This is a genomic window from Streptomyces sp. NPDC045955 (assembly GCF_056430805.1).
The window spans coordinates 450,343-473,024 of sequence record NZ_JBWKKY010000004.1 but is presented as its reverse complement, the minus strand read 5'-3'; the positions used below and the strand labels follow the sequence as shown (position 1 = coordinate 473,024).

The following is a 22,682-nucleotide window of genomic DNA, read 5'->3' as shown; positions in this document are numbered from 1 at the left end:
CCAAGGCTCAGCCGACGGCTCGGCCGCCGCTGCCGTACGGCCGGGTGATGATCTCCAGGCGGTGGCCGTCGGGGTCGTCGAAGTACGCCCCCCGGCCGCCGTCGTGGTGGTTGATCTCGCCGGGACGGCTGTGGAACGGATCCGCCCAGTACGTCAGACCGGCCTCCTGGATCCGGGTGAAGATCTGGTCGAACTCGTCCTCCGAGACGAGGAAGGCGTAGTGCTGCGGTGTGATGGCGCCGGGGCTGTCCATGTAGTCGAGCGTCACGCCGTTGGGGATCTCGACGGGGAGGAACGGGCCGTAGGGCGGGGCCACGTCCAGCCCCAGGATGTCGGCGAGGAACCGGGCCGAGACGCGCTTGTCACGCGCGGCGACGATGGTGTGGTTCAGCTGCACGGTCATGGCGGGCCTCCCCTGACGTACCTGGCGAACCCCTGGTGCACTCCCCGTGTACCCCGCGGTCACCTCCTCGTGCATCACGAACGCCCCGAACGCCCCAAGGGCCCCGGCGCGCTGCCGGGGCCCTCGGGGCGGAGACGGAAACCGACCGGTCTCAGATGGTCGCGGTGTCGATCACGAACCGGTAGCGCACGTCGCTGGCGACCACCCGCTCGTACGCCTCGTTGATCTGGTCACCGTTGATCAGCTCGATCTCGGCACCGAGGCCGTGCTCGGCGCAGAAGTCCAGCATCTCCTGGGTCTCCGCGATGCCGCCGATCATGGAACCGGCGAGGGTCTTGCCGCCGCCGATCACGGAGAAGAGGTTGAGGGCGATGGGCTCCTCGGGGGCGCCCACGTTGGCCAGCGTGCCCTCGGTCTTCAGCAGCGAGAGGTAGGCGTTGAAGTCCAGCGGCGCCGAGACCGTGGAGACGATCAGGTCGAAGGTGCCGACCAGCTCCTCGAAGGTCTTCGGGTCGCTGGTGGCGTAGTAGTGGTCCGCGCCCAGCTTCAGGCCGTCCTCCCGCTTGCGCAGGGACTGCGACAGCACCGTCACCTCGGCGCCCAGCGCGTGGGCGATCTTCACGCCCATGTGGCCGAGGCCGCCCAGGCCGACGATCGCGACCTTCTTGCCCGGACCGGCGCCGAAGCGCTTGAGCGGGGAGTAGAGGGTGATACCGGCGCACAGCAGCGGCGCGGCGACGTCGAGGGAGAGGCCGTCGGGGATGCGGACGACGAAGTTCTCGTCGACGACGACCTTCTGCGAGTAGCCGCCGTAGGTGGGCTCGCCGTCCTTGCCTATGCCGTTGTACGTCGGGACGTTGCCCTTGACGCAGTACTGCTCACGGCCGGCCTTGCAGTTCTCGCACTCGCGGCAGGAGTCGACCATGCAGCCGACGCCCACGCGGTCGCCGACGGCGAACTTCGTGACGCCCGGGCCGACCTCGGAGACGACACCGGCGATCTCGTGGCCGGGGACCATCGGGAAGATCGCCTCACCCCAGCCCTCGCGGGCCTGGTGGATGTCGGAGTGGCAGATTCCGGCGAACTTGATGTCGATCAGGACGTCGTACTCGCCGACCTCGCGGCGCTCGATGGTGGTGCGCTCCAGCGGGGCCTTGGGCGCGGGGGCGGCGTACGCAGCAACAGTGGTCATGCCGGGGGTTCTCCTAGCGTGGTTCCGTGCCCGGCTGCCTTCTGGATGTTCTGACCGGGCACGATCCCGAGCGTGCCAGACCCGCGAGCGTCTACCCAGGCCACCGTTTTGCGTACGCACAGCGTGCGTACCACTGGCGGGGTCAGGCTCGTGTGCGTACGACCATGAATACTGGAGGGCATGGACGAACAGCCCGACCCCGCACAGGAGCCCGCACCTCAGACCGGCGGGGGCCTGGACCGGCGTGCCGAGCTCAGTGAGTTCCTGCGCACCCGGCGCGCCCGGCTGAAGCCGGAGGACGTGGGGCTGCCCGACTTCGGGCGGCGCCGGGTTCCGGGACTGCGCCGTGAGGAGCTGGCCCAGCTGGCCGGGGTGTCCGTGGCGTACTACACACGCCTGGAGCAGGGCAACGGGCGCAACGTCTCGGCGGAGGTGCTGGACGCGATCGCGCGCGCCCTGCGACTGACCGGCGCCGAGCACGCCCACCTGATGCACCTGGCGAAGCCGAAGCAGCACAAGAAGAAGCAGACGGCGCGGGCCCAGCAGGTACGGCCGGCGCTGTGGCATCTGCTGGACTCGATCGACACCGTCCCGGCGTACGTCGTCGGGCGCCGCTCGGACATCCTGGCCTGGAACCGGATGGCCGCGGCCCTCTTCGGCGACTGGGCGGAGCTGCCGGCGGCGGAGCGGAACTGGGCGCGGCTGGTGTTCCTCAGGCCCGACTACCGCGAGCTGTTCGTCGAGTGGGACCAGAAGGCGTCCGACATCGTCGGCTATCTGCGCATGGACGCGGGCTGCCATCCGGACGACCCGAAGCTGTCGGCCCTGGTGGGCGAGCTCTCCGTGAAGAGCGAGGAGTTCCGCCGGCTGTGGGCCGCGCACGACGTCAAGGAGAAGAGCTACGGCGTGAAGCGGATACGGCACCCGCTGGTCGGCGACCTGGCCCTGTCCTTCGAGACGTTCCGCCTGGTCGACGACGCGGAGCAGTCCCTGCTCACCTACCACGCGGAACCGGGCTCCCCGTCGGCGGAGGCGCTGCGGCTGCTGGCGAGCTGGGGGGCGGACGCGACCCGGGCGGGGACCGGCACACCGGCGCAATGAACAGGAACGGCCCGCCGGAAGCCGAGGCTTCCGACGGGCCGCTCACTGACGAGCCCTACGGCTCACCCCGCGGGTGAGCCCGGCGGCTCACTTGCCGTAGTACGCGTTGTAGATCGAGACCGTCGACTTGTTGCCCTTCTTGTCGGCGATCTTGGCGTGGAAGGAGATGGCCTTCCCCTTCGCCGGGTTCTTGAAGCTGACCTTGCCCTTGTTGACGGTGAGCTTCTTCCAGGTCTTGCCGTAGTCGTACGACACGTACACCGACAGCGACTTCAGGTTGCCGCCCTTGGCCGCGCCCTCGACGGTGACCGGGACGCTGACCGTCTTGTCCGCCGGGACCTTGCTGTCCAGGCCGGTGGCCGCGTTGAAGCGGACCGTGGAGGCGGGCAGCTGCTTGATGCCGGAGGTCTTCTTGGAGCGGAACGTCCAGCTCGCGTCGATGCGGGTGGAGGCCGCCGCGACCTTGACGCTGCGCTTGACCGACGTCGTCAGCTTGTACTCGGCGTCACCGGCCGGGACCTTGAACTGCTTCTCACCGAACAGCGGGTCGTTGTTGCTGCCGACCTTCTTGCCGTTGCGGTACAGCGTCGTGTCGACCGCGGAGAAGGTCGAGTAGCCCGCGTTGCCCTTGCCGTCCGCGAACAGCGGCAGGGAGCCGTAGACCTGGTTGCCCTCACGGAAGAGGCCGAAGTCGGCGCTGAGGCGCGGTCCGAAGACGGCCGTGTTGACGGTCTTCGAGTAGGTCTTGCCGGCGGCGAACTTGTGCGTGCCCAACGTGTAGCCGGCCTCGTCGACCGGGAAGCCGTCCGCGTCGCGACCGCCGTACTGGGAGAAGTCGAGCTGCCACTGCACGCCGCCCGCGGTGGACAGGTGCAGCGTCCGGGTGCCGGGCAGGGACTGCTCGATGCCGATCGAGGAGGCGCTGTTGCTCCACGGCATCCAGCCGACGGCGCTGATGGAGCCCTTCTTGCCCTTGGCCGCGGCGCCGAGGCCCGCCTTCACCGTGGCGAGCTCGCTCGCCTTGTAGTGCTTGGTGTAGCCGGTGGCGAGCTGCTTGACCTTGCCGCCGCCGGTGACGTCGTACTGCTCCTTGTCACCCTTGGTCCAGTGGCCGTCCCACTGCTGGGTCACGGAACCGTCGGTGATCTGCGGGCCGACGTGCGCGGTGCGGATGTCGGCGTAGGAGTTGAGGAACCAGCCGAAGCCGTAGCTGGAGTCCTTCGTCTCCACCGTGTAGTCGGGCGAGGCGAACTCCGACTTGGCGGCCTTGTCCGGCACGGTGATGTCCACCGGCTTGGCCTTGCGGGCGTCCAGCGTGATCGTCGTGTTCTTGGTGACGTCCAGCTTGGGCTGGGCGAGCCAGTCGGCGCCCTGGAACTTCTCGGGGTCGTCGCTCACGAAGATGTTGGTGTTGAGGATGAAACCACCCTTGGGCACCCGGGTGGTGACGGTGCCGTCCGCGTCGTACGGCGAGTAGAACTTGCCCTTGCCCAGGCCCGAGACGGCGGCCAGGTCGGCGCTGTAGTTCTTGGTGGGCTTGCCGTCACGGTCGAGGAACTTCAGCGTGACGTCGTACGACTCGACCTCGCGCTGCACCGCGGCGGCCGTGCGGACGGTCTGGCCGCCGCCCGTCGCCGTCACGTACGACGAGTAGGCGCCGTCGAGCGTGCCGCCCAGCTTGGTGTTCACGGTGAACGGGACGGAGGCCTTGCCGCCGGCCGGGACGGTCACCGAGGTGGCGCCGAGCTTGAAGAAGCCGGCCGGGGCGGCCTTGCCCTTCGGGTCGGTGGCGGTCGACGCCAGCTTCAGCGTGACGTCCTTCGTACCGAGGTTGCGGTACGTCAGTTCCTTGGTGACCGGCTTGTCGTCGGTGTGCGGCCACTGCTGGACGCCGAAGCTCACCGAGGACGGGTCGGCGATCACGGACTGCTTGATGGCCTTGTCGACCTGGATCCGGCCCGACCCCTGCTGGAACGGCGTGTACGCGCCGCCCTTCGTGGAGCCGGTGAGGGCGCCCTTCAGCTCGGCGTGCTTCCACGCCGGGTGCTGCTGCTTGAGGATCGCCGCCGCGCCCGCGACATGCGGGGTCGCCATCGACGTGCCGGAGATCGTCATGTAGCCGGCCGGCTTCTCGCCGACCTCCTGGGCTATCTGGTTGCCCGGGGCGGAGGCCGCGGTGATGTCCACGCCGGGCGCGGTCACGTCGGGCTTGAGGGCGCCGTCCATGCCGGGGCCGCGGCTGGAGAAGTCGGCGAGCTTGTCCTTGTCGTCGACCGCGCCGACGGTCAGGGCCGCGGCGGCGCTGCCCGGGGAGCCGATGGTCTGCTCGCCGAAGTCGCCCTCGTTGCCGGCCGCGATGGCGAACAGGATGCCCTTCTCCTCGGACAGCTTGTTCACCGCCGCTTCCAGCGGGTCGATCGCGGGGGTGTCGCCACCGCCCAGGCTCATGTTGACGACGTCGGCGCCCTCCGCGGCGGCCCACTCGATGCCCGCGAGGACCTCGGAGTCGCTGCCGAATCCGCCGTCGTCGAGCACCTTGCCGTTGATGATCTTCGCGCCGGGCGCGACGCCCTTGTACTTGCCGCCGGACTTCGCGCCGGTACCGGCGGCGATGGAGGCGACGTGCGTGCCGTGGCCGACCTTGTCGGAGGTGTCGGGCGAGGTGGTGAAGTTCTTGGCACCGATCACCTGGCCCTTGAGGTCGGGGTGGGTGGCGTCGACACCGGTGTCCAGGACGGCGATCTTCACGCCCTTGCCGTCGTAGCCGGCGGCCCACGCCTTGGGGGCGCCGATCTGCGGGACGGACTTGTCGAGGCTGGCCTTGCGGACGCCGTCGAGCCAGACGTGCGCGATGCCGGAGGCGGTCTTGTCGCCGTTGGTGACCGCGTCCCACAACTCGGGCGCGTCCTCCTGCGGCGTCGACACGGCATCCGCGTTCACGGTCTTCAGAGCGCGGCTCAGGCGGCCGGCGTCGCGGACGTCGGCCTTGGTGGCCGCGGCGCTGCCCTGGTAGCCGACGATGACCTTCAGGCCCTTCTTCTGGGCCTTGCGGGTCGCGGACTTGTTGAGCTCGGTGACGTCGAACAACCGCTGGTCGAGCTTGCCGGTGGCGACCAGGCGGGCCGCGTCGGCCGGGATCACGAGTGTGTGGCCGTCGAGTTTGCGGACCTGGACGGGTATGTCCTCGCGTCCCTTGGCCCGCTCCAGGCCGACGACCCGGCCCTTGGCGTCCAGGACGACCCGGTCACCGGTGATCAGTGTGATGCGGTGCTTGGAGGTGACCGACGCCTGCTTCGCGGCTGCGGTCGTCTGCTCGCCGTTCGCCGACGCCGGGCTGGTCATGCCCGCCGCCAGGGCCACGGCTGCAGCTGTGGCGACCGTGGCCGCGCACGCCCTTTTCACTTGTCTGCGCAAGTTTCCCCCTTGCAGAAGTACCGGGCGAATTCCCCGTTCACCCGGCCGGGGGTCGTCTCGTACGCATGGGCGTACGCCCCCCGGAATCACGCAGTATGCCGAGGTGTGATCAGTCACTCAATAGATGAGAGGGAGGTAAGAAATCCGTCGGCAGGCTGTTACAAGGCTGCGGGAACTCCGTTACAGGGAAGGACGATTGGGTACGCGTGTTCTCCTTGACACGGCCGCACACAAAGACGAGCCGCCGCCCGCCCCGGGACGGGGGCAGAGCGGCGGCTCGCCTCGCGTGCGGCTACCGAGTCGTCAGACCGCGGAACCGGCCTTCCAGTCGGCCCAGTTCATGTTCCAGCCGTTCAGGCCGTTGTCCGGAGCGATGGTCTTGTCGCCGGTGTTCTCGACGACCACCACGTCACCGATCATGGAGTTGTTGTAGAACCACGCGCCCGGGGTGTTCGGGTCGTTCGCGCCCTTGGCGTCCTGGAGGCCGACGCAGCCGTGGCTCGTGTTCACGTTGCCGAAGATGGACTTCGCGCCCCAGTAGTTGCCGTGGATGAACGTGCCCGAGCTGGACAGGCGGATGGCGTGCGGCACGTCCTTGATGTCGTACTCGCCCTTGCCGTCGTCGTCCGTGAAGCCCACGGTCGCGCCGTTCATGCGCGTCTCCTTGAACTTCTCGGACATCACCATGATGCCCTCGTAGGTCTTGTTCGCCGGTGAGCCGGCGGAGATCGGGATCGTCCGGACGACCTTGCCGTCCTGCGTGATCTTCATCTGCTTGGTCTTCGCGTCGACGTACGAGACCTGGTTGCGGCCGATCTTGAAGGTGACCGTCTTCTGCTGGACGCCGAAGACGCCCTTGGCTCCCTCTACACCGTCGAGCGCGAGCTTCAGCGTGACGGTGGAGCCTTCCTTCCAGTAGTCCTCGGGGCGGCAGTCCATGCGGTTGGCGTTGAACCAGTGGCAGGCGACCTCCTGGCCACTGGTCGTGCTGACCTTGATGCCCTTCTGGACGGCGGCCTTGTTGGTGATCGCCTTGTCGAAGTTGATCGAGACCGGCATGCCGACGCCCACGGTGGTGCCGTCGTCCGGGGTGAAGTTGCCTATGAAGCTGTTGGCCGGGGAGACCGTGGTGAACGAGGCGTTCTCGTGGGCTACGCGGCCGTCGGAGTCCTTCGCCTCCGCCGCCAGCTTGTAGGTGGTGGAGCGCTCCAGCTGCGTGCTGGGCTTCCAGCTGGTCTTGTCAGCGGATATCTGGCCGCTGACCTCCGTGCCGTCGGACGTCGTCATCTTGACGCTCGTGAGCGTGCCCTTGGTCACGGTGACGGCGGCGGAGTTGTTGATGGAGGCGTTGTCGGAGCCGTCCTCGGGTGTGATCTTGATCTGGGCCTTGGAGGCCTTCTCGGCCGCGGCCTCGTCGACCTTCGACTGGGAGCTGTCGCCGCCGTCACTCCCGGAGGCGTTGTCATCGCCGCCGGAACAGGCCGAGAGCACCAGCACTCCGCCGAGCAGTGCGGACGCGACCGTCAGGCCCTTGCGCCGCTTACTGACCGTCATCACACGCTTCTCCATCGTTGCCGATTTCCCCAAACCCCGGGCGTCCCCGTCGCAGTCCAAGTGCCCCCGTCAGGACTCGTGAGTCCTCGTCCGGAACTTTCAACGCTACGACCGGTTCGTCCGGTTCCCCATGTCACGCACGTGTGGGGATCACCACGTCCGCGCCCGTCCGCGGCGCACGGGCGCGGACGGTGCGGCTCAGGGCGGTGCGCCGCTTGAGACGCAGTGACCCCGGACGACGGTTGCCGCCCGGGGTCACTATTTTCTCAAGTGCCTCAGTTGTCACTGTCGTCGTCGACATCATCCTCGTCGAGATCCCAGTTCGGCGCATCGGGGTCGTAGTCGATCCGCTCGCTGCTCCAGGAGGCCTGCTGGAGCTCCACCCCCGGCACCTGGCTGACCAGGTCGAACGGGTCGACGAGGTAGGCGAGGGCCTCGGCAGTGTCTTCCGTCACAGCGGCTTCGCCGTGGGTCCTTTCCGCCGCCGGCATCTCACCGTCGTCGGCGATCCGGCGCAGCGCGGCCTTGGTGATCCCGTCCGCGTCCTGGATCTCGAGAACGAGTTCCACCCGAAGCCGGACAAAACGTGATGTCTCTGGAGTGCTCATGGCGCGAGCGTACGTCCAGGTCCTCCCGTGACTTTCCCGTGACCCGCGACTTTCACTAACATCACCCCACACGGCCAATTCGCCAGCGCCACAAGGGGATCGATATTCCGTGTCATCCGCTCGCCGTCCGTTGCTGACCGCCACCGCCGCGGCGACCCTGCTGGGCGCCCTGTGGTTCGTCCCGTCCGCCAACGCGACGTCAAACTCGCCGGTGACAGACGCGGTCGCGGCGAGTCCGTCGCCGCAGGTCACGGAGCAGGCGCGGATCGCGGCCACGACCGCGGGCGACTCCGTCACCGGCACCCGCCTCGCCGACACGGGCAGCTTCGACAGCACGCCGTACGTCATCGGCGGCACGTTCTTCCTCACGCTGGGCGCGGGCTTCGTCGTGTACTCGGTCCGCCGGGAACGGCTCGGTTTCTGAGGCCGGTTTCTGAGGCCGGTTTCAGACGTCACGCGCCCGGGGCCCTGCCGCGTGGCGGGCCCCGGGCGGTCTTCTGGGTACGGAAGCGCGTCTACTGAAGCGGGCCGGTGACCGTCTCCACCGCCGCCAGCAGCCGCCCGTCGCGCACGAACGCGTCCGCCGCGGACAGGTCGGGTGCCAGGAACCGGTCCGGCCCCGGACCCTGAACTCCCGCTTCCCGCAGGGCGTCGATGACCGCCCGCGTCGCGGGCGCCGGGGTCAGCCCCTCACGCAGTTCGATCGCACGCGTGGCGGCGTAGAGCTCGACGGCCAGGACCCGGGTGAGGTTGTCGACGGCCGTGCGCAGCTTGCGCGCCGCCGACCAGCCCATCGAGACATGGTCCTCCTGCATGGCGGAGGACGGGATCGAGTCGGCGGACGCCGGTACGGCGAGCCGCTTCAGCTCGCTCACCAGCGCGGCCTGGGTGTACTGAGCGATCATCAGGCCCGAGTCCACACCGGCGTCGTCGGCGAGGAACGGCGGCAGGCCGTGGCTGCGGTTCTTGTCGAGCAGCCGGTCGGTGCGCCGCTCGGCGATGGAGCCGAGGTCGGCGACGGCGACGGCGAGGAAGTCCAGGACGTAGGCCACGGGCGCTCCGTGGAAGTTGCCGTTGGACTCCACACGCCCGTCGGACAGCACCACCGGGTTGTCCACCGCGGAGGCCAGCTCCCGGTCGGCGACCAGCCGGGCGTGGGCCATGGTGTCCCGCCCGGCACCGGCGACCTGCGGGGCGCAGCGCACCGAGTAGGCGTCCTGGACGCGCGGCGCGTCGTCCTGGTGATGCCCGGTCAGGCCTGAACCCTTCAGCACGGCCAGCATGTTGGCGGCACTGGCGGCCTGCCCCGGGTGGGGCCGGATGGCGTGCAGCTCGGGGGCGAGGACCTTGTCGGTGCCGAGCAGGGCCTCCAGCGACAGCGCGGCCGTGACGTCGGCAGACCGGTAGAGCATGTCCAGGTCGGCCAGGGCCATGACCAGCATGCCGAGCATGCCGTCGGTGCCGTTGAGGAGGGCGAGGCCTTCCTTCTCGCGCAGTTCGACCGGCTGGATGCCGTGCGCGGCGAGGAGTTCGGCGGCCGGGCGCACGACACCGTCGGGGCCCTCGGCGTCCCCCTCCCCCATGAGCGCGAGCGCGCAGTGGGACAGCGGGGCGAGGTCGCCGGAGCAGCCGAGGGAGCCGTACTCGTGCACGACCGGGGTGATACCGGCGTTGAGGAGGTCGGCCATGGTCTGCGCGACCTCGGGCCGTACGCCGGTGTGCCCGGAGCAGACGGTCTTCAGCCGCAGGAACATCAGGGCCCGTACGACGTCCCGCTCCACCCTGGGCCCCATGCCGGCGGCGTGCGAGCGGACGATGTTGCGCTGGAGCTGTGCGCGCAGCTCCGGGCTGATGTGCCGGGTCGCCAGGGCGCCGAAACCGGTGCTCACGCCGTACACGGGGTCGGGCTTGGCCGCCAGCGCGTCCACGATCTCGCGGGCCGCGGCGAGAGCGGCCAGCGCCTCCTCGGAGAGCTGGACGCGGGCGCCGCCGCGCGCCACGGCGAGCACGTCGGACGCGGTCACCCCGGACGTCCCCACCACCACAGTGTGCATATCCATATTCAGGAGCGTACGCAGTGAATTCGATGATGTCACCACTGGGGGCCCGGTTCGCCCCTTACCGATACGTCACACGCCCGCCCCCGCCGTCCCTACGGCGCGTGCCGCCCCCGGAAGCGCCGGCGCTCGCCGTCGGCCTCCTGGGACGGCTCGTCCGCGAGCCGCACGACGGGGTCGTCGGGCCCGGCCCGGCCGGCGACGACCGGCCGCGTGGACCGCTCGGCCTTCGCCCGGTACTGGGCCGCGTCGGCGAGCCGGAACAGCCGCCGGGCCGAGCGCACCGGACCGATCGGGTCCTCGGTGGACGCGACGCCGCAGGCCACGCCGTCCCCGAGCTCCAACTCCGCCGCCCGGCGGCACACTTCGCCCGCCGCCTTCACGACCTGGTCGGCGGGCGGCCCGACCGCGAGCAGACAGAACTCGTCCCCGCCGAGCCGTGCCGCCAGGGCCCCCGGCAGCATGGCCCCGCACAGCGACAGCACGGAGCCGAACCGCTCCAGGAGCCGGTCGCCGGCGGCGTGCCCGTGCGTGTCGTTGACCCGCTTGAGCCCGTTCAGATCGCAGACGACGAGGCTGACGACGGCTCCCTCCCTGCGGTGCCGCTCGATCGCCTGCTCCAGGTGTACGTCGACGGCACGGCGGTTGGCGAGTCCCGTCAGCGCGTCGGTGAACGCGAGGCGCCGGGCCTCCTCCAGCCGCTCGGTCTGGGCGATGCCGGCGGCGACGACGGCGGCCAGGACGGTGGCGAAATCGGCGTCGCCCCGCTCGAAGACGGGCCCTCCGACCGGCCGGGCGACGTAGAGCTCGCCCCAGGCCCGGCCGTGCAGCACGATGGGCGCGACCACGCAGCAGCCGCGGCCCCGGCGGCGCAGGGCGGCCACGCGCTGATGGCAGTACCCGGGACGCCGCCCGGCGGCCGGCCCCTCGGCGGTCTCCACCCAGGCGTTCGGCTCCCCGCCACCGGCCCACTGCTCGTGCAGGAACTCGGTGATCTCCGCGAACTGGTGCACCGGGTAGGACTCGTCCTCCGGGAACTCCTCCTCCCCCTCGGCCAGCTCACCGACGTTCACCAGGACCTTCAGCCGCCCGAGCTCCCGCTCCCACACCGACAGCGCGGCAAAGCTCCCGCCCAGCGCCCGGCACGCTCCGACCGCCGCCGCACGCCACGCCTCACGCGACCCGTGCGCGGCCGCCATCCCCTGAGCCAACGCGACGACAGCCACGAGCCGTCTGTCCTCACCCATCACCCCAGGCTAGGCAGTTTCCAGCCATTTGGTTCGGTTGATGGCGCGAACGGGGCGAGTCAGCCGCGGGCGTCGCGCCTCCCCCGGTGCCTCAAGGGCCTGGGATGTGGCCCCAAGGCGGCACGGGTGGGCGCGGCGGCACGCCGCTTCGCCGGGCCACGGACCCACCCGGCCCCAGCACCGACGCCGAGCGCCCGGGAACCGACCCGCGGATCACTCCCCCGGCCACTGCGGCTTGCGCTTCTCATTGAACGCGGCGACCCCCTCCGCCCGATCCCCCGAGAACGCCACAGCCCGCCAGGCCGCGTCCTCCACCTCAAGGCCGGCCTTCAGATCCAGCCCCTGCCCCAACCGCAACGCCCGCTTGGCCGCCCGCAACCCCACAGGCGAATTCCCGGCGATCCGAGCAGCCAGCTCCAAGGCCGACTCCCGGTCCCGCCCCTCCTCCACCACTCGGTCGACCAGCCCCAGCTCCCCCGCCTCGACCGCCTCCACCCGCCGCGCCGAGAAGATCAGCTCAGCCGCCCGCGCCGCCCCCACCCGCCGCGGCAGCAACTGCGTCCCCCCACCCCCGGGAATCACCCCCACCGACACTTCCGGCAGCCCCACCAGCGCGGTCCGGTCCGCCACGATCACGTCACACGCCAGCGCAAGCTCGAACCCGCCCCCCAGTGCGAACCCGTGCACCGCCGCCACCGTCGGCACCGGCAGCTCCAGCACGCCGGTGTACGCCCCCCGAGCGACGGGCCGCTGCCGCACCAGCTCCGCGTCGCTGAACGAGTTCCGCTCCTTCAGATCGGCCCCGACACAGAACGCCCGCTCGTGCGACGAGGTCAGGACGACCACCCGTACGTCCCGGTCCTCCCCCAGCGCCGCACACGCCCCGGCGATGGACCGCGCCATCTCCGTCGACACCGCGTTCATGGCCTTGGGCCGGTCGAGGACGAGCTCCGCGACATGCCCCTGCTCATGCCGCCGCACCAGCACGAATTCCCCGAACCGTTCCTCACTCATGACACCCTCCGGTTAACGCGGGTTAACTACATCACCGCTCCGATCATCGCAGCCCCACCCCACCCGCGAAAGAGCGGACGCGTCCGGTTCCCGCACCGCGCCCCCCGCCCACCCGTTCGAGTGACATCACCCCAACTCCGGTCCGATCGCCCATCGGAGCGCATAGCGTGCATCCGCCACGGCGCACCGAGGGCGCGTGCGTACCGGGGAGGGACCATGACGACGAACAAGCCGGCGATGCCGCAGCGGGACACCGGAGCCCCAGGGGAAACCGACTCCTTCTCACCTCGCGCCCGAGGCGGCCGCCACCGCAAGCCCCGCCCCCGCAAGGCCCTGCTCGCCGCCGGCGGCCTCGCCCTGGCGGCCGGCGCCCTGAGCCTCGTACGCCTGATCTCCGGCCCCGCCACGGACAGCGTCGGCACGGTCGGGGCCGTACCCCGCCCGGACCCGGTCACGGCCAGCACGGACGAGGCGACGAACACCGCCGCCACCGCTCCCGCCACCCCCGAGGCGAGCCCCTCGTCACCCACCGCCCTGGGCGGCCTGCCCCCCTCGCCGCGCACCCGCGGACCGGCGGCCGCCTCGCCCACCCCGTCCGCGTCCACGTCCGTCGGCACCCGCCGCGCGGACACGGCCGCGGCCGCCCGGTCCAGGACCATCCGCGACACCACGAACCGCCCGGCGCCGACGGCCACGGGCAAGGCGCCACGCCCGGCCCCGGCCCCGCCCTCATCACCGAGACGGACCGCACCCGCCCCGGCGCCCGAGCCCGAGAAGCCGAAGAGACCGCAGGACCCAGGCCTGTGCATGCCGGTCGTCGGCGTGTGCGTGGACCCGCTGGACTGAGCGGCCCTGCGGCCGGCCGCGTCGGCCTCGTCAGCCGCCGTCCCGCCGCGTGAGCAGCCACGGCTCCACGACGCCCAGCCCACGCACCGGCCGCTGCCACATCGGCTGCAACGCGAACCGGTACGTCGGCGGCTCCTCCCCCTCCTTCTCCGCGGCCGCGGCCTCCTCGGCCGCCTCCGCCTCCGAGGACGGGGCGTCCTGCGTGCGGATCAGCTCCTCGGCGAAGGCGGTGTCGACGAGGACGGCGTCCTTCGGAGCTATCGAGGTGAGCCGGGAGGCCAGGTTCACGGTCGTACCGAACACATCACCCATACGGGTGGTCACCGTGCCGAACGCCATGCCGACGCGCAGCTCCGGCATCGTCTCGTCGTGCGCCATGGTCTCGATCAGCCGCAGGGCGATCTCGGCGGCCACGCCCGCGTCGTCGGCGGCGTACAGCACCTCGTCGCCGAGGGTCTTGATCAGCCGGCCGCCGTTCGCGGCGACCAGGTCGGCGGCGGTGGTCTCGAACGCCTCGACCAGCTCGCCGAGCTCCTCCTCCTCCATCCGGCGGGTCAGCCGCGTGAACCCGACCAGATCGGCGAAGCCGACCGCGAGCCGCCGGTCCACCATCTCCTCGTCGTCGGCGGCCTGCACGACCCGTCCGGCCGAGGCGGCGAGCTGCCGGCGCCAGACGTAGACCAGGAACTCCTCCAGCTCGGGCAGGAGCAGCTCGACGATCGGGTACGTCACCTCGGTGCGCGTCATGCCCGGCTCGGGCGGCTCGGTCAGCCCCTCCAGGAAGGAGTCGATCTGCCACTCGGCGAGCCGCGCGGTGGTCTGCCCGGTGGACCGGGCCACCTGCACGGCCATCGCCTCGCTCAGCAGCCCCGCCTCGACGAGACCGGCGAGGCGTCGCAGCGCCAGTACGTCGGCCTCGGTGAGCGCCTTGGCCTGCCCGATGTCGGCGAAACCCATCGCCCGCCAGAAGCGGGAGGCCAGTTCCATGGAGACGCCGGCGCTGCGGGCCGCCTGGAACGGGGTGTAGCGGCGCTCGGCGCCCAGGATGAGCCCTTCGAGGCGCAGGGCGAGCGGATCCTCGCCGGAGTCGGCGCCCTGCGCGTCCTCGCCGGAACCCGAGTCGTCGACGGTCACGCGTGCTGCCCTTCCGATCTGTCACGGTCATGTATCGACCGGCCTCAACTCTACGGCAGGTGTGCGCCAGCTCACTCCGTTAGGTTCAGCCGGGGAGTGAGGTGAGGTACCCGGCGGCTCCGAGGCACCCGGCGTTGCCCCACCGTCCCCAGGGGGCTCCGCCCCCTGGACCCCCGATCGGCCTGAACGGCCTCGTCCTCAATCGCCGGACGGGCTGATGGTGCCGACCGGCGCTGCAAAGGCCGTGGCTGCCGTAATCCGCGGGCATCCGTGCCTCCCCGAGTGCCTTAAGGGCCTGGGAGGTACCCCCAGGGCGGCACGGGTGGGCGCGGGCGGCACCCCGCAACGCCGGGCTGCGCGACGCCCCGCCCTCAGGCCCCGCCGAGCACCTGTCAAGCGGGCCGCAAGTGCACGATGTCCCCCGCGCCGACAGGCTCCTGCATCCCCTCCCCCGTAGCCAGCACCAGCCGCCCGTCCCCGTCCACCGCAACCGCTTCCCCCACCACGGCCCGATCCCCCGGCAACTCCGCCCGCACTTCCCTGCCGAGCGTCGCGCACCCCGCCGCGTACGCCTCCAGCAACCCGCACGCCCCCGCGTCGCCCCCGGCCGCACGCCACTTCCCGTACCACTCCTCCAGAGCCCGCAGCACCGCCCGCAGCAACGGATCCCGGTCCGTACTCACGGCCCCGGCCAGCCCCAGCGACCCCGCCGTGGGCACCGGCAGCTCGTCCTCCTTCAGCGTGACGTTGATGCCGACCCCGATGACGACTCCGCCGTCCCCGGCCCGCTCCGCCAGGATCCCGCCGGCCTTGCGCTCCTCGCCCCGTACGGTGACCAGCAGGTCGTTCGGCCACTTCAGCGCCGTGTCGACACCCGCCGCCCGCGACAGCCCCGTCGCCACCGCGACACCCGTGAGCAGCGGCAGCCACCCCCACCGCGCCACGGGCACCTCGCCCGGCGTGAGCAGCACGGAGAAGAACAGGCCGGAGCGGGGCGGCGCCGTCCACTGCCGGTCGAGACGCCCGCGCCCGGCCGTCTGCTCCTCGGCGACGAGCACCGCGCCCTCGGCGGCGCTGCCCTCGGCGGCCCGGGCCACCAGGTCGGAGTTCGTGGAGCCGGTGCGCTGCACGACGTCCACCTCGGACCACAGCCCTCCCTCGTGCAGCAAGCCCCGGCGCAGGGCGGTGATGTTGAGGGGCGGACGGTCCAGGTCCGACCAACGGCTACCGTTCGGCTCTGATGCATCTCGCGGCGTCATGCAAGCCACCCTAGGTGTGGTAAACGCCGCACTGCCGAAGTGAAGGCACCCCACTAGTCTACGGATGAGTAACCGTCCCCCCTTTTGAGCAGGCAGGGAGCCGCATCCCGATGTCCGAGCCGGAAGAGCAGCAGCCTGACATTCACACGACCGCGGGCAAGCTCGCGGATCTCAAGCGCCGCATCGAGGAAGCGACGCACGCCGGCTCCGCACGCGCCGTCGAGAAGCAGCACGCCAAGGGCAAGCTGACGGCCCGTGAGCGGATCGAGCTCCTGCTCGACGAGGGTTCCTTCGTCGAGCTCGACGAGTTCGCCCGGCACCGCTCCACCAACTTCGGCCTCGACAAGAACCGGCCGTACGGGGACGGGGTCGTCACCGGGTACGGCACCGTCGACGGCCGCCCCGTCGCCGTGTTCTCCCAGGACTTCACCGTCTTCGGCGGGGCCCTCGGCGAGGTCTACGGGCAGAAGATCGTCAAGGTCATGGACTTCGCCCTGAAGACCGGCTGCCCGGTCATCGGCATCAACGACTCCGGCGGTGCCCGGATCCAGGAGGGCGTCGCCTCCCTCGGTGCCTACGGCGAGATCTTCCGCCGCAACACCCACGCCTCGGGTGTCATCCCGCAGATCAGCCTGGTCGTCGGCCCGTGCGCGGGCGGGGCCGTCTACTCCCCCGCCATCACCGACTTCACGGTGATGGTCGACCAGACCTCGCACATGTTCATCACCGGACCCGACGTCATCAAGACCGTCACCGGCGAGGACGTCGGCTTCGAGGAGCTGGGCGGGGCCAGGACCCACAACTCGACGTCCGGCGTCGCCCACCACATGGCGGGCGACGAGAAGGACGCCATCGAGTACATCAAGCAGCTGTTGTCGTACCTGCCGTCCAACAACCTCTCCGAGCCGCCGGCCTTCCCGGAGGAGGCCGACCTCGAGGTCACCGACGAGGACCGCGAGCTGGACGTGATCGTCCCGGACAGCGCGAACCAGCCGTACGACATGCACGCGGTCATCGAGCACATCCTGGACGACGCCGAGTTCTTCGAGACGCAGCCGCTGTACGCGCCGAACATCGTCACCGGCTTCGGGCGGGTCGAGGGCCACCCGGTCGGCATCGTCGCCAACCAGCCGATGCAGTTCGCCGGGTGCCTGGACATCAAGGCCAGCGAGAAGGCGGCCCGCTTCGTGCGGACCTGCGACGCCTTCAACGTCCCGGTCCTCACCTTCGTCGACGTCCCCGGCTTCCTGCCCGGTGTCGACCAGGAGCACGACGGCATCATCCGGCGCGGCGCCAAGCTGATCTACGCCTACGCCGAGGCGACCGTCCCGCTCATCACGGTCATCACCCGCAAGGCCTTCGGCGGCGCCTACGACGTCATGGGCTCCAAGCACCTGGGTGCCGATCTCAACCTCGCCTGGCCCACCGCCCAGATCGCCGTCATGGGCGCCCAGGGCGCGGTCAACATCCTGCACCGCCGCACGATCGCCGAGGCCGAGGCGGGCGGCGAGGACCTGGAGGCGGTCCGCGCCCGGCTGATCCAGGAGTACGAGGACGCCCTCCTCAACCCCTACGTCGCGGCCGAGCGCGGCTACGTCGACGCGGTGATCCTGCCGTCCGACACCCGCCGGCACGTCGTACGAGGCCTGCGTCAACTGCGTACGAAGCGGGAATCCCTGCCTCCGAAGAAGCACGGCAACATCCCCCTCTAGTCCCGGCGAGCCCAGGAGGCCACATGACGATCAAGGTCGTACGGGGCAACCCGACCCCCGAGGAGCTGGCCGCCGCCCTGGCGGTGGTCAGGGCCCGCGCCGTGGCGGCGGCCGCGACGCCGCCCGGCGCGCCGGATACCCGCGACTCCTGGTCCGACCCGTCCCGCATCGCGGCCCACCGTCTGCCCCAGCCGGGGCCGGCGGCCTGGGGCCGCACCTACTGGCCGGGCTGACCCCTAGGGGTGGGGGCCGGACAAGTTGAGTACTCGTACTCAGGCGCCGGCCCCACCCCCCGTCCGACCATGGAAGGCATGCTGTGGTCCGACCCCGAGAACGAACCGCCGAAAGAGCTGCGGGACACGCAGGACATGCTCCGGCGGCTGGGTGTTCTCATGGCGTTGGCCATGGTGCTGACGATGATCGTGATCGGCGTGAGGTGAGAGGCGTCAGGTGACGCCGATACGCTGAACGCATGACAGATCAGCCGCGCCGCCGACTCGTCCTCGCCTCCCAGTCCCCCGCCCGGCTCGGGCTGCTTCGCCAGGCCGGTCTCGCCCCCGAGGTGATCGTGAGCGGCGTCGACGAGGACGCCGTCACCGCACCCACCCCCGCCGAGCTGGCGCTCGCCCTGGCCGAGGCGAAGGCCTCCGTCGTGGCGGCCCGGCCGGAGGCCAAGGGCGCGATCGTCATCGGCTGCGACTCGGTGCTCGACCTGGACGGCCAGGCCCTCGGCAAGCCCGAGGACGCCGAGGAGGCCACCGCCCGCTGGAAGGCGATGCGCGGACGCGCCGGAACCCTCCAGACCGGCCACTGCGTCTACGACACGCTCTCCGGCCGCTACGCCTCCGCCACCGCGTCCACCGTCGTCCACTTCGGCGAGCCGACGGACGAGGAGATCGCCGCCTACGTCGCCTCCGGCGAACCCCTCTACGTCGCCGGGGCGTTCACGCTGGACGGCCGCTCGGCCCCGTTCATCGACGGCATCGACGGCGACCACGGCAACGTGATCGGCATCAGCCTGCCCCTCGTCCGGCGACTGCTCGCCGAACTGGGCGTCGGCATCACGGAGTTGTGGGAGCCGGCGGGGAAGTGACCGGGGAGCCGTCGCCGCCCGTCCCGTCCTGGGGCGCGGCGTCGGCGGGCCCGGCCTCCGGACGGTCGTACGTCATCAGCAGCAGCACGACCAGGCCGAGCACCAGCACCATGAACAGGAACGCGTGCCAGCCCACGAGCCCCCAGGTGAACGCGCCGAGCAGCCCGTGCACGACCGCGGCACTGATCAGCAGCACCCGCCCGAAGCCCGCCGGGGGCCGGTCCCGCAGCGCCACCAGCAGGGCGACCAGGCCGCACAGCGCGAAGTAGAGGCCGAAGGCGATCCCGCCGATCTTCGACGACACGGACATCATGTGCGGGTCGAGCCCGGCCAGGGACATGTCCTGCCGGTCGACGACGACGCCGAGGAACCAGTTCAGCGCGGCGATGCCGAACGCCTCACCGAACAGCACCGCCGCAACGATCCACGCCACCGGCCTGCGCACCACCGGGCCCACCCACTTACCCCTAGTACGTTCGAGACATCGCGAACGCTACTAACGAGTAAACCCTGGGACAAGGGTTCTGCGGCGGGCAAAGAATCATTGGGCCATTCGTAGGGACTCCACAAAGAAACCGAGTGGCCCGCAGCACGTGATGACAGAGACCTTGACCACAGGGGAGGGCTAGGGTTTCCCGGAGGAGTACTGCGTACCGCGGTGCGACAAGGGATTTCGCGGGTCGAGCGAGCCTCGCATCACGCTCCGTGTGGGAAAGCTCACCACTGGGGACGGGTCGAAGTGCCGTGTCGGCAGTCCCTAAACTCGGCTTGTTTCAAGGAGGGAGCCTCATCGTGCGCAAGGTGCTCATCGCCAACCGTGGCGAAATCGCTGTCCGTGTGGCCCGGGCCTGCCGGGATGCCGGCATCGCGAGCGTTGCTGTCTACGCCGACCCTGACCGGGACGCTCTGCATGTCCGCGCCGCGGATGAGGCGTTCGCCCTGGGCGGTGACACGCCGGGCACCAGCTACCTCGACATCGAGAAGGTGCTGAAGGCCGCCCGCGAGTCGGGCGCGGACGCGATCCACCCCGGCTACGGATTCCTCTCCGAGAACGCGGAATTCGCGCAGGCGGTCCTGGACGCGGGCCTGATCTGGATCGGCCCGCCCCCGCAGGCCATCCGCGACCTGGGCGACAAGGTCGCCGCCCGGCACATCGCGCAGCGCGCGGGCGCCCCGCTGGTGGCGGGCACGCCCGACCCGGTGTCCGGTGCGGAGGAGGTCGTCGCCTTCGCCGAGCAGCACGGTCTGCCGATCGCCATCAAGGCGGCGTTCGGTGGCGGTGGCCGCGGCCTGAAGGTCGCGCGCACGCTGGAAGAGGTTCCGGAGTTGTACGACTCGGCGGTCCGCGAGGCCGTCGCCGCCTTCGGCCGGGGCGAGTGCTTCGTCGAGCGCTACCTCGACAAGCCGCGGCACGTGGAGACCCAGTGCCTCGCCGACCAGCACGGCAATGTGGTGGTCGTCTCCACCCGTGACTGCTCCCTCCAGCGCCGGCACCAGAAGCTGGTCGAGGAGGCGCCCGCCCCCTTCCTGTCCGACGAGCAGATCGCCGAGCTGTACTCGTCCTCCAAGGCGATCCTGAAGGAGGCCGGCTACGTCGGCGCCGGCACGGTCGAGTTCCTCGTCGGCAACGACGGCACGATCTCCTTCCTGGAGGTCAACACCCGCCTCCAGGTGGAGCACCCGGTCACCGAGGAGGTCGCCGGCATCGACCTCGTCCGCGAGATGTTCCGCATCGCCGACGGCGAGGAACTCGGCTACGACGACCCGGCGCTGCGGGGGCACTCCTTCGAGTTCCGCATCAACGGCGAGGACCCGGGCCGCAACTTCCTGCCGGCCCCCGGCACGGTCACGACGTTCGCCCCGCCGTCCGGCCCGGGCGTGCGGCTGGACGCGGGCGTGGAGGCCGGGTCGGTCATCGGCCCGGCGTGGGACTCCCTGCTGGCCAAGCTGATCGTCACCGGCCGCACGCGCAAGGAGGCGCTGGAGCGGGCCGCGCGCGCCCTGGAGGAGTTCCAGGTCGAGGGCATGGCGACGGCGATCCCGTTCCACCGCGCGGTGGTGAGGGACCCGGCGTTCGCGCCTGAGGTGCATGGTCAGGACGGGCCGTTCACGGTCCACACCCGCTGGATCGAGACGGAGTTCGTCAACGAGATCAAGCCGTTCGCGGCGGCCGCGGACGCCCTGGAGGCGGACGAGGAACCGGGCCGCGAGACGGTGGTCGTCGAGGTCGGCGGCAAGCGCCTGGAGGTCTCCCTCCCGGCATCCCTGGGCATGTCCCTGGCCCGCACGGGCCTCGCGGCCGGGGCCAAGCCCAAGCGCCGCGCGGCGAAGAAGTCGGGCCCCGCCGCCTCCGGCGACACCCTCGCCTCCCCGATGCAGGGCACGATCGTCAAGGTCGCGGTGGAGGAGGGCCAGGAGGTCAAGGAGGGCGACCTGGTCGTCGTCCTCGAGGCCATGAAGATGGAACAGCCCCTCAACGCCCACAAGTCCGGCACGATCAAGGGCCTCAGCGCGGAAATCGGCACGTCGATCACGTCGGGCGCGGCGATCTGCGAGATCAAGGACTGAGCGACCGGGACGGACACGCCTACGGCGCGGCCCCGGGTCGGGGCCGCGCCGGGGGTGTCCGTCCTCGGAACGGCGCGATGGGGTCGGACACCGACTAACCGTCCGTTGACGCGCCAACCGCTGCGGGCGGACACCCCCCGACACGTCCCCTTCCGTGCGTCGGCGGGTGCGGCGCGTCGTGGCTTGGCTGCCGCAGGCCGACGCGGCGGGCCGCCGGTCCCGCCTAGCTGCGGGCAATCGTGCCTCCCCCAGTGCCTTAAGGGCCTGGGAGGTACCCCCAGGGCGGCACGGGTGGGCGCAGCGGCACCCCGCAGCGCCGGGTTGCGCGACGCCCCGGCCTCAGCAGCCGCCGGCGGCGCCTTTCCACGCCGGGCTGCGGACCCGCACCGCCCCGGCCACAGCGCCGGGCACCTGGGGCAACCAGCAGCGACTCAACCCACCCCTCGGGTCAACGCCGCCGCAGATCCGCCACCCTCGCCCGCTCCGCCCCAGGGCTCTGCTCCCCGAGCATCGTGGCCGACCGCAACCCACTCCCAGCCCCCGGCACCTGCCGCCGAGGCCCGGGCAACGGCACATCCCGACGCTGCTGACGCCCCGGGACGGCATCACCCCCGGGACCTCCCGCCCCGGCCGACCCCCCCGGCGCCCCCGCGACGGTGATCTGCACACCCTGATCGGCGAGCGCCTGAAGCTCCGTACCCGCACGGTCGTCATGGGCGGGCGGCTCGTCCGTCACGAGGCGGGTGATGAGATCCGTCGGCACGGTCTGGAACATCGTGTCCGTCCCGAGCTTGGTGTGGTCCGCGAGGACCACCACCTCCGCGGCGGCCTGCACCAGTGCCCGGTCGACCGACGCCGACAGCATGTTGGACGTGGACAGCCCCCGCTCCGCGGTCAGACCGCTCCCGGACAGGAACGCCCGTGACACCCTCAGCCCGTGCAGGGACTGCTCGGCACCGCTGCCGACCAGGGCGTAGTTCGAGCCGCGGAGCGTGCCGCCGGTCATCACGACCTCGACCCGGTTGGCATGGGCCAGCGCCTGGGCGACCAGCAGTGAGTTGGTGACGACGGTCAGCCCGGGCACCCGGGCGAGCCGGCGGGCCAGCTCCTGGGTCGTCGTACCCGCCCCGACCACGATCGCCTCGCCCTCCTCCACGAGATTCGCGGCGAGGTCGGCGATGGCGGTCTTCTCGGCGGTCGCGAGATGAGACTTCTGCGGAAAGCCGGACTCCCGCGTGAAACCGCCCGGCAGTACCGCACCGCCGTGCCGGCGGTCGAGGAGTCCTTCTGCCTCCAGCGCGCGCACGTCCCGCCGTACGGTCACTTCGGAGGTCTGGACGACGCGGGCGAGCTCACGGAGCGACACGGCCCCGTTCGCTCGCACCATTTCGAGGATCAATTGGCGACGTTCTGCAGCGAACACGAAACTGACAGTAACGCCAGCGACCGTCTGCTTTCAGCAGTTTGCGCTGAATAGCAG

The 22,682-nt window shown here is 71.0% G+C and carries 20 protein-coding genes; 8 read left to right on the top strand and 12 right to left on the bottom strand.

Features of this window, described 5'->3' with window-relative positions:
* Positions 1-7: 7 nt before the first annotated feature.
* Positions 8-403 carry a VOC family protein gene (locus AC07F0_RS11355; RefSeq protein WP_436727947.1) on the bottom strand — a complete coding sequence of 132 codons (396 nt, stop codon included), beginning with the start codon at positions 401-403 and terminating at the stop codon, positions 8-10.
* A 151-nt stretch (positions 404-554) separates the two neighbouring features.
* Positions 555-1,595: an NAD(P)-dependent alcohol dehydrogenase gene (locus AC07F0_RS11350; RefSeq protein ID WP_478977132.1), complete on the bottom strand. Its 1,041-nt coding sequence runs from the start codon at positions 1,593-1,595 to the stop codon at positions 555-557.
* A 180-nt stretch (positions 1,596-1,775) separates the two neighbouring features.
* Between AC07F0_RS11350 and AC07F0_RS11345 the strand changes: the two genes are divergently transcribed.
* Positions 1,776-2,696, top strand: coding sequence for a helix-turn-helix domain-containing protein (locus AC07F0_RS11345; protein ID WP_478977129.1), 921 nt, complete (start codon positions 1,776-1,778; stop codon positions 2,694-2,696).
* An 87-nt stretch (positions 2,697-2,783) separates the two neighbouring features.
* Here the strand turns inward: AC07F0_RS11345 and AC07F0_RS11340 are convergent, their stop codons facing one another.
* From AC07F0_RS11340 to AC07F0_RS11330, 3 genes are all read right to left on the bottom strand, one after another.
* Positions 2,784-6,098: a S8 family peptidase gene (locus tag AC07F0_RS11340; protein WP_478977277.1), complete on the bottom strand. Its 3,315-nt coding sequence runs from the start codon at positions 6,096-6,098 to the stop codon at positions 2,784-2,786.
* 315 nt (positions 6,099-6,413) lie between these two features.
* A complete protein-coding gene (locus AC07F0_RS11335; protein ID WP_478977126.1) occupies positions 6,414-7,679 on the bottom strand; it encodes a L,D-transpeptidase in 1,266 nt (421 codons plus the stop codon).
* A 260-nt stretch (positions 7,680-7,939) separates the two neighbouring features.
* Positions 7,940-8,272, bottom strand: coding sequence for a hypothetical protein (locus AC07F0_RS11330; protein ID WP_478977123.1), 333 nt, complete (start codon positions 8,270-8,272; stop codon positions 7,940-7,942).
* Positions 8,273-8,381: 109 nt separating this feature from the next.
* On the opposite strand from AC07F0_RS11330, the gene AC07F0_RS11325 reads away from it, so the two are divergent.
* Complete coding sequence (locus AC07F0_RS11325) at positions 8,382-8,696, top strand: hypothetical protein (RefSeq protein ID WP_436727953.1); 315 nt, start codon at positions 8,382-8,384, stop codon at positions 8,694-8,696.
* A gap of 91 nt (positions 8,697-8,787) precedes the next feature.
* Here the strand turns inward: AC07F0_RS11325 and hutH are convergent, their stop codons facing one another.
* The 3 genes from hutH to AC07F0_RS11310 form a co-directional block, all read right to left on the bottom strand.
* Positions 8,788-10,326, bottom strand: a complete 1,539-nt coding sequence (hutH, locus tag AC07F0_RS11320; protein ID WP_478977274.1) for a histidine ammonia-lyase — start codon at positions 10,324-10,326, stop codon at positions 8,788-8,790.
* Positions 10,327-10,424: 98 nt separating this feature from the next.
* Positions 10,425-11,576: a GGDEF domain-containing protein gene (locus tag AC07F0_RS11315; RefSeq protein WP_478977120.1), complete on the bottom strand. Its 1,152-nt coding sequence runs from the start codon at positions 11,574-11,576 to the stop codon at positions 10,425-10,427.
* A 213-nt stretch (positions 11,577-11,789) separates the two neighbouring features.
* Complete coding sequence (locus AC07F0_RS11310; RefSeq protein ID WP_478977118.1) at positions 11,790-12,590, bottom strand: enoyl-CoA hydratase/isomerase family protein; 801 nt, start codon at positions 12,588-12,590, stop codon at positions 11,790-11,792.
* Positions 12,591-12,806: 216 nt separating this feature from the next.
* Between AC07F0_RS11310 and AC07F0_RS11305 the strand changes: the two genes are divergently transcribed.
* Positions 12,807-13,436: a hypothetical protein gene (locus AC07F0_RS11305; RefSeq protein ID WP_478977116.1), complete on the top strand. Its 630-nt coding sequence runs from the start codon at positions 12,807-12,809 to the stop codon at positions 13,434-13,436.
* Positions 13,437-13,466: 30 nt separating this feature from the next.
* Here AC07F0_RS11305 and AC07F0_RS11300 read toward each other — a convergent pair whose 3' ends face one another.
* Together AC07F0_RS11300 and AC07F0_RS11295 are read right to left on the bottom strand one after the other, a co-directional pair.
* Positions 13,467-14,570 (bottom strand): adenylate/guanylate cyclase domain-containing protein, encoded by a 1,104-nt coding sequence (locus tag AC07F0_RS11300; RefSeq protein ID WP_436731370.1) that lies wholly within the window; start codon positions 14,568-14,570, stop codon positions 13,467-13,469.
* Between the two features lie 392 nt (positions 14,571-14,962).
* Positions 14,963-15,829 carry a biotin--[acetyl-CoA-carboxylase] ligase gene (locus AC07F0_RS11295; protein WP_478977113.1) on the bottom strand — a complete coding sequence of 289 codons (867 nt, stop codon included), beginning with the start codon at positions 15,827-15,829 and terminating at the stop codon, positions 14,963-14,965.
* Between the two features lie 110 nt (positions 15,830-15,939).
* On the opposite strand from AC07F0_RS11295, the gene AC07F0_RS11290 reads away from it, so the two are divergent.
* The 4 genes from AC07F0_RS11290 (at position 15,940) to AC07F0_RS11275 (ending at position 18,634) form a co-directional block, all read left to right on the top strand.
* Positions 15,940-17,541, top strand: a complete 1,602-nt coding sequence (locus AC07F0_RS11290) for an acyl-CoA carboxylase subunit beta (RefSeq protein ID WP_436731368.1) — start codon at positions 15,940-15,942, stop codon at positions 17,539-17,541.
* Between the two features lie 23 nt (positions 17,542-17,564).
* Positions 17,565-17,774, top strand: coding sequence for an acyl-CoA carboxylase epsilon subunit (locus AC07F0_RS11285; protein ID WP_478977111.1), 210 nt, complete (start codon positions 17,565-17,567; stop codon positions 17,772-17,774).
* A gap of 78 nt (positions 17,775-17,852) precedes the next feature.
* A complete protein-coding gene (gene mmpB / locus AC07F0_RS11280) occupies positions 17,853-17,981 on the top strand; it encodes a morphogenic membrane protein MmpB (protein WP_436731366.1) in 129 nt (42 codons plus the stop codon).
* A gap of 32 nt (positions 17,982-18,013) precedes the next feature.
* Positions 18,014-18,634, top strand: a complete 621-nt coding sequence (locus AC07F0_RS11275; protein ID WP_436731365.1) for a Maf family protein — start codon at positions 18,014-18,016, stop codon at positions 18,632-18,634.
* On the opposite strand, the gene AC07F0_RS11270 is transcribed toward AC07F0_RS11275, so the two are convergent.
* The gene (locus tag AC07F0_RS11270; protein ID WP_478977109.1) at positions 18,603-19,082 is read right to left on the bottom strand and encodes a hypothetical protein; all 480 of its coding nucleotides are present in this window, start codon (positions 19,080-19,082) and stop codon (positions 18,603-18,605) included. The genes AC07F0_RS11275 and AC07F0_RS11270 overlap by 32 nt on opposite strands.
* A 344-nt stretch (positions 19,083-19,426) precedes the next feature.
* Here AC07F0_RS11270 and AC07F0_RS11265 point away from each other — a divergent pair, with 344 nt between their 5' ends.
* Positions 19,427-21,202, top strand: a complete 1,776-nt coding sequence (locus AC07F0_RS11265) for an acetyl/propionyl/methylcrotonyl-CoA carboxylase subunit alpha (RefSeq protein WP_478977107.1) — start codon at positions 19,427-19,429, stop codon at positions 21,200-21,202.
* Positions 21,203-21,650: 448 nt separating this feature from the next.
* Here AC07F0_RS11265 and AC07F0_RS11260 read toward each other — a convergent pair whose 3' ends face one another.
* Complete coding sequence (locus AC07F0_RS11260) at positions 21,651-22,625, bottom strand: DeoR/GlpR family DNA-binding transcription regulator (RefSeq protein WP_356927936.1); 975 nt, start codon at positions 22,623-22,625, stop codon at positions 21,651-21,653.
* Positions 22,626-22,682 lie beyond the last annotated feature (57 nt).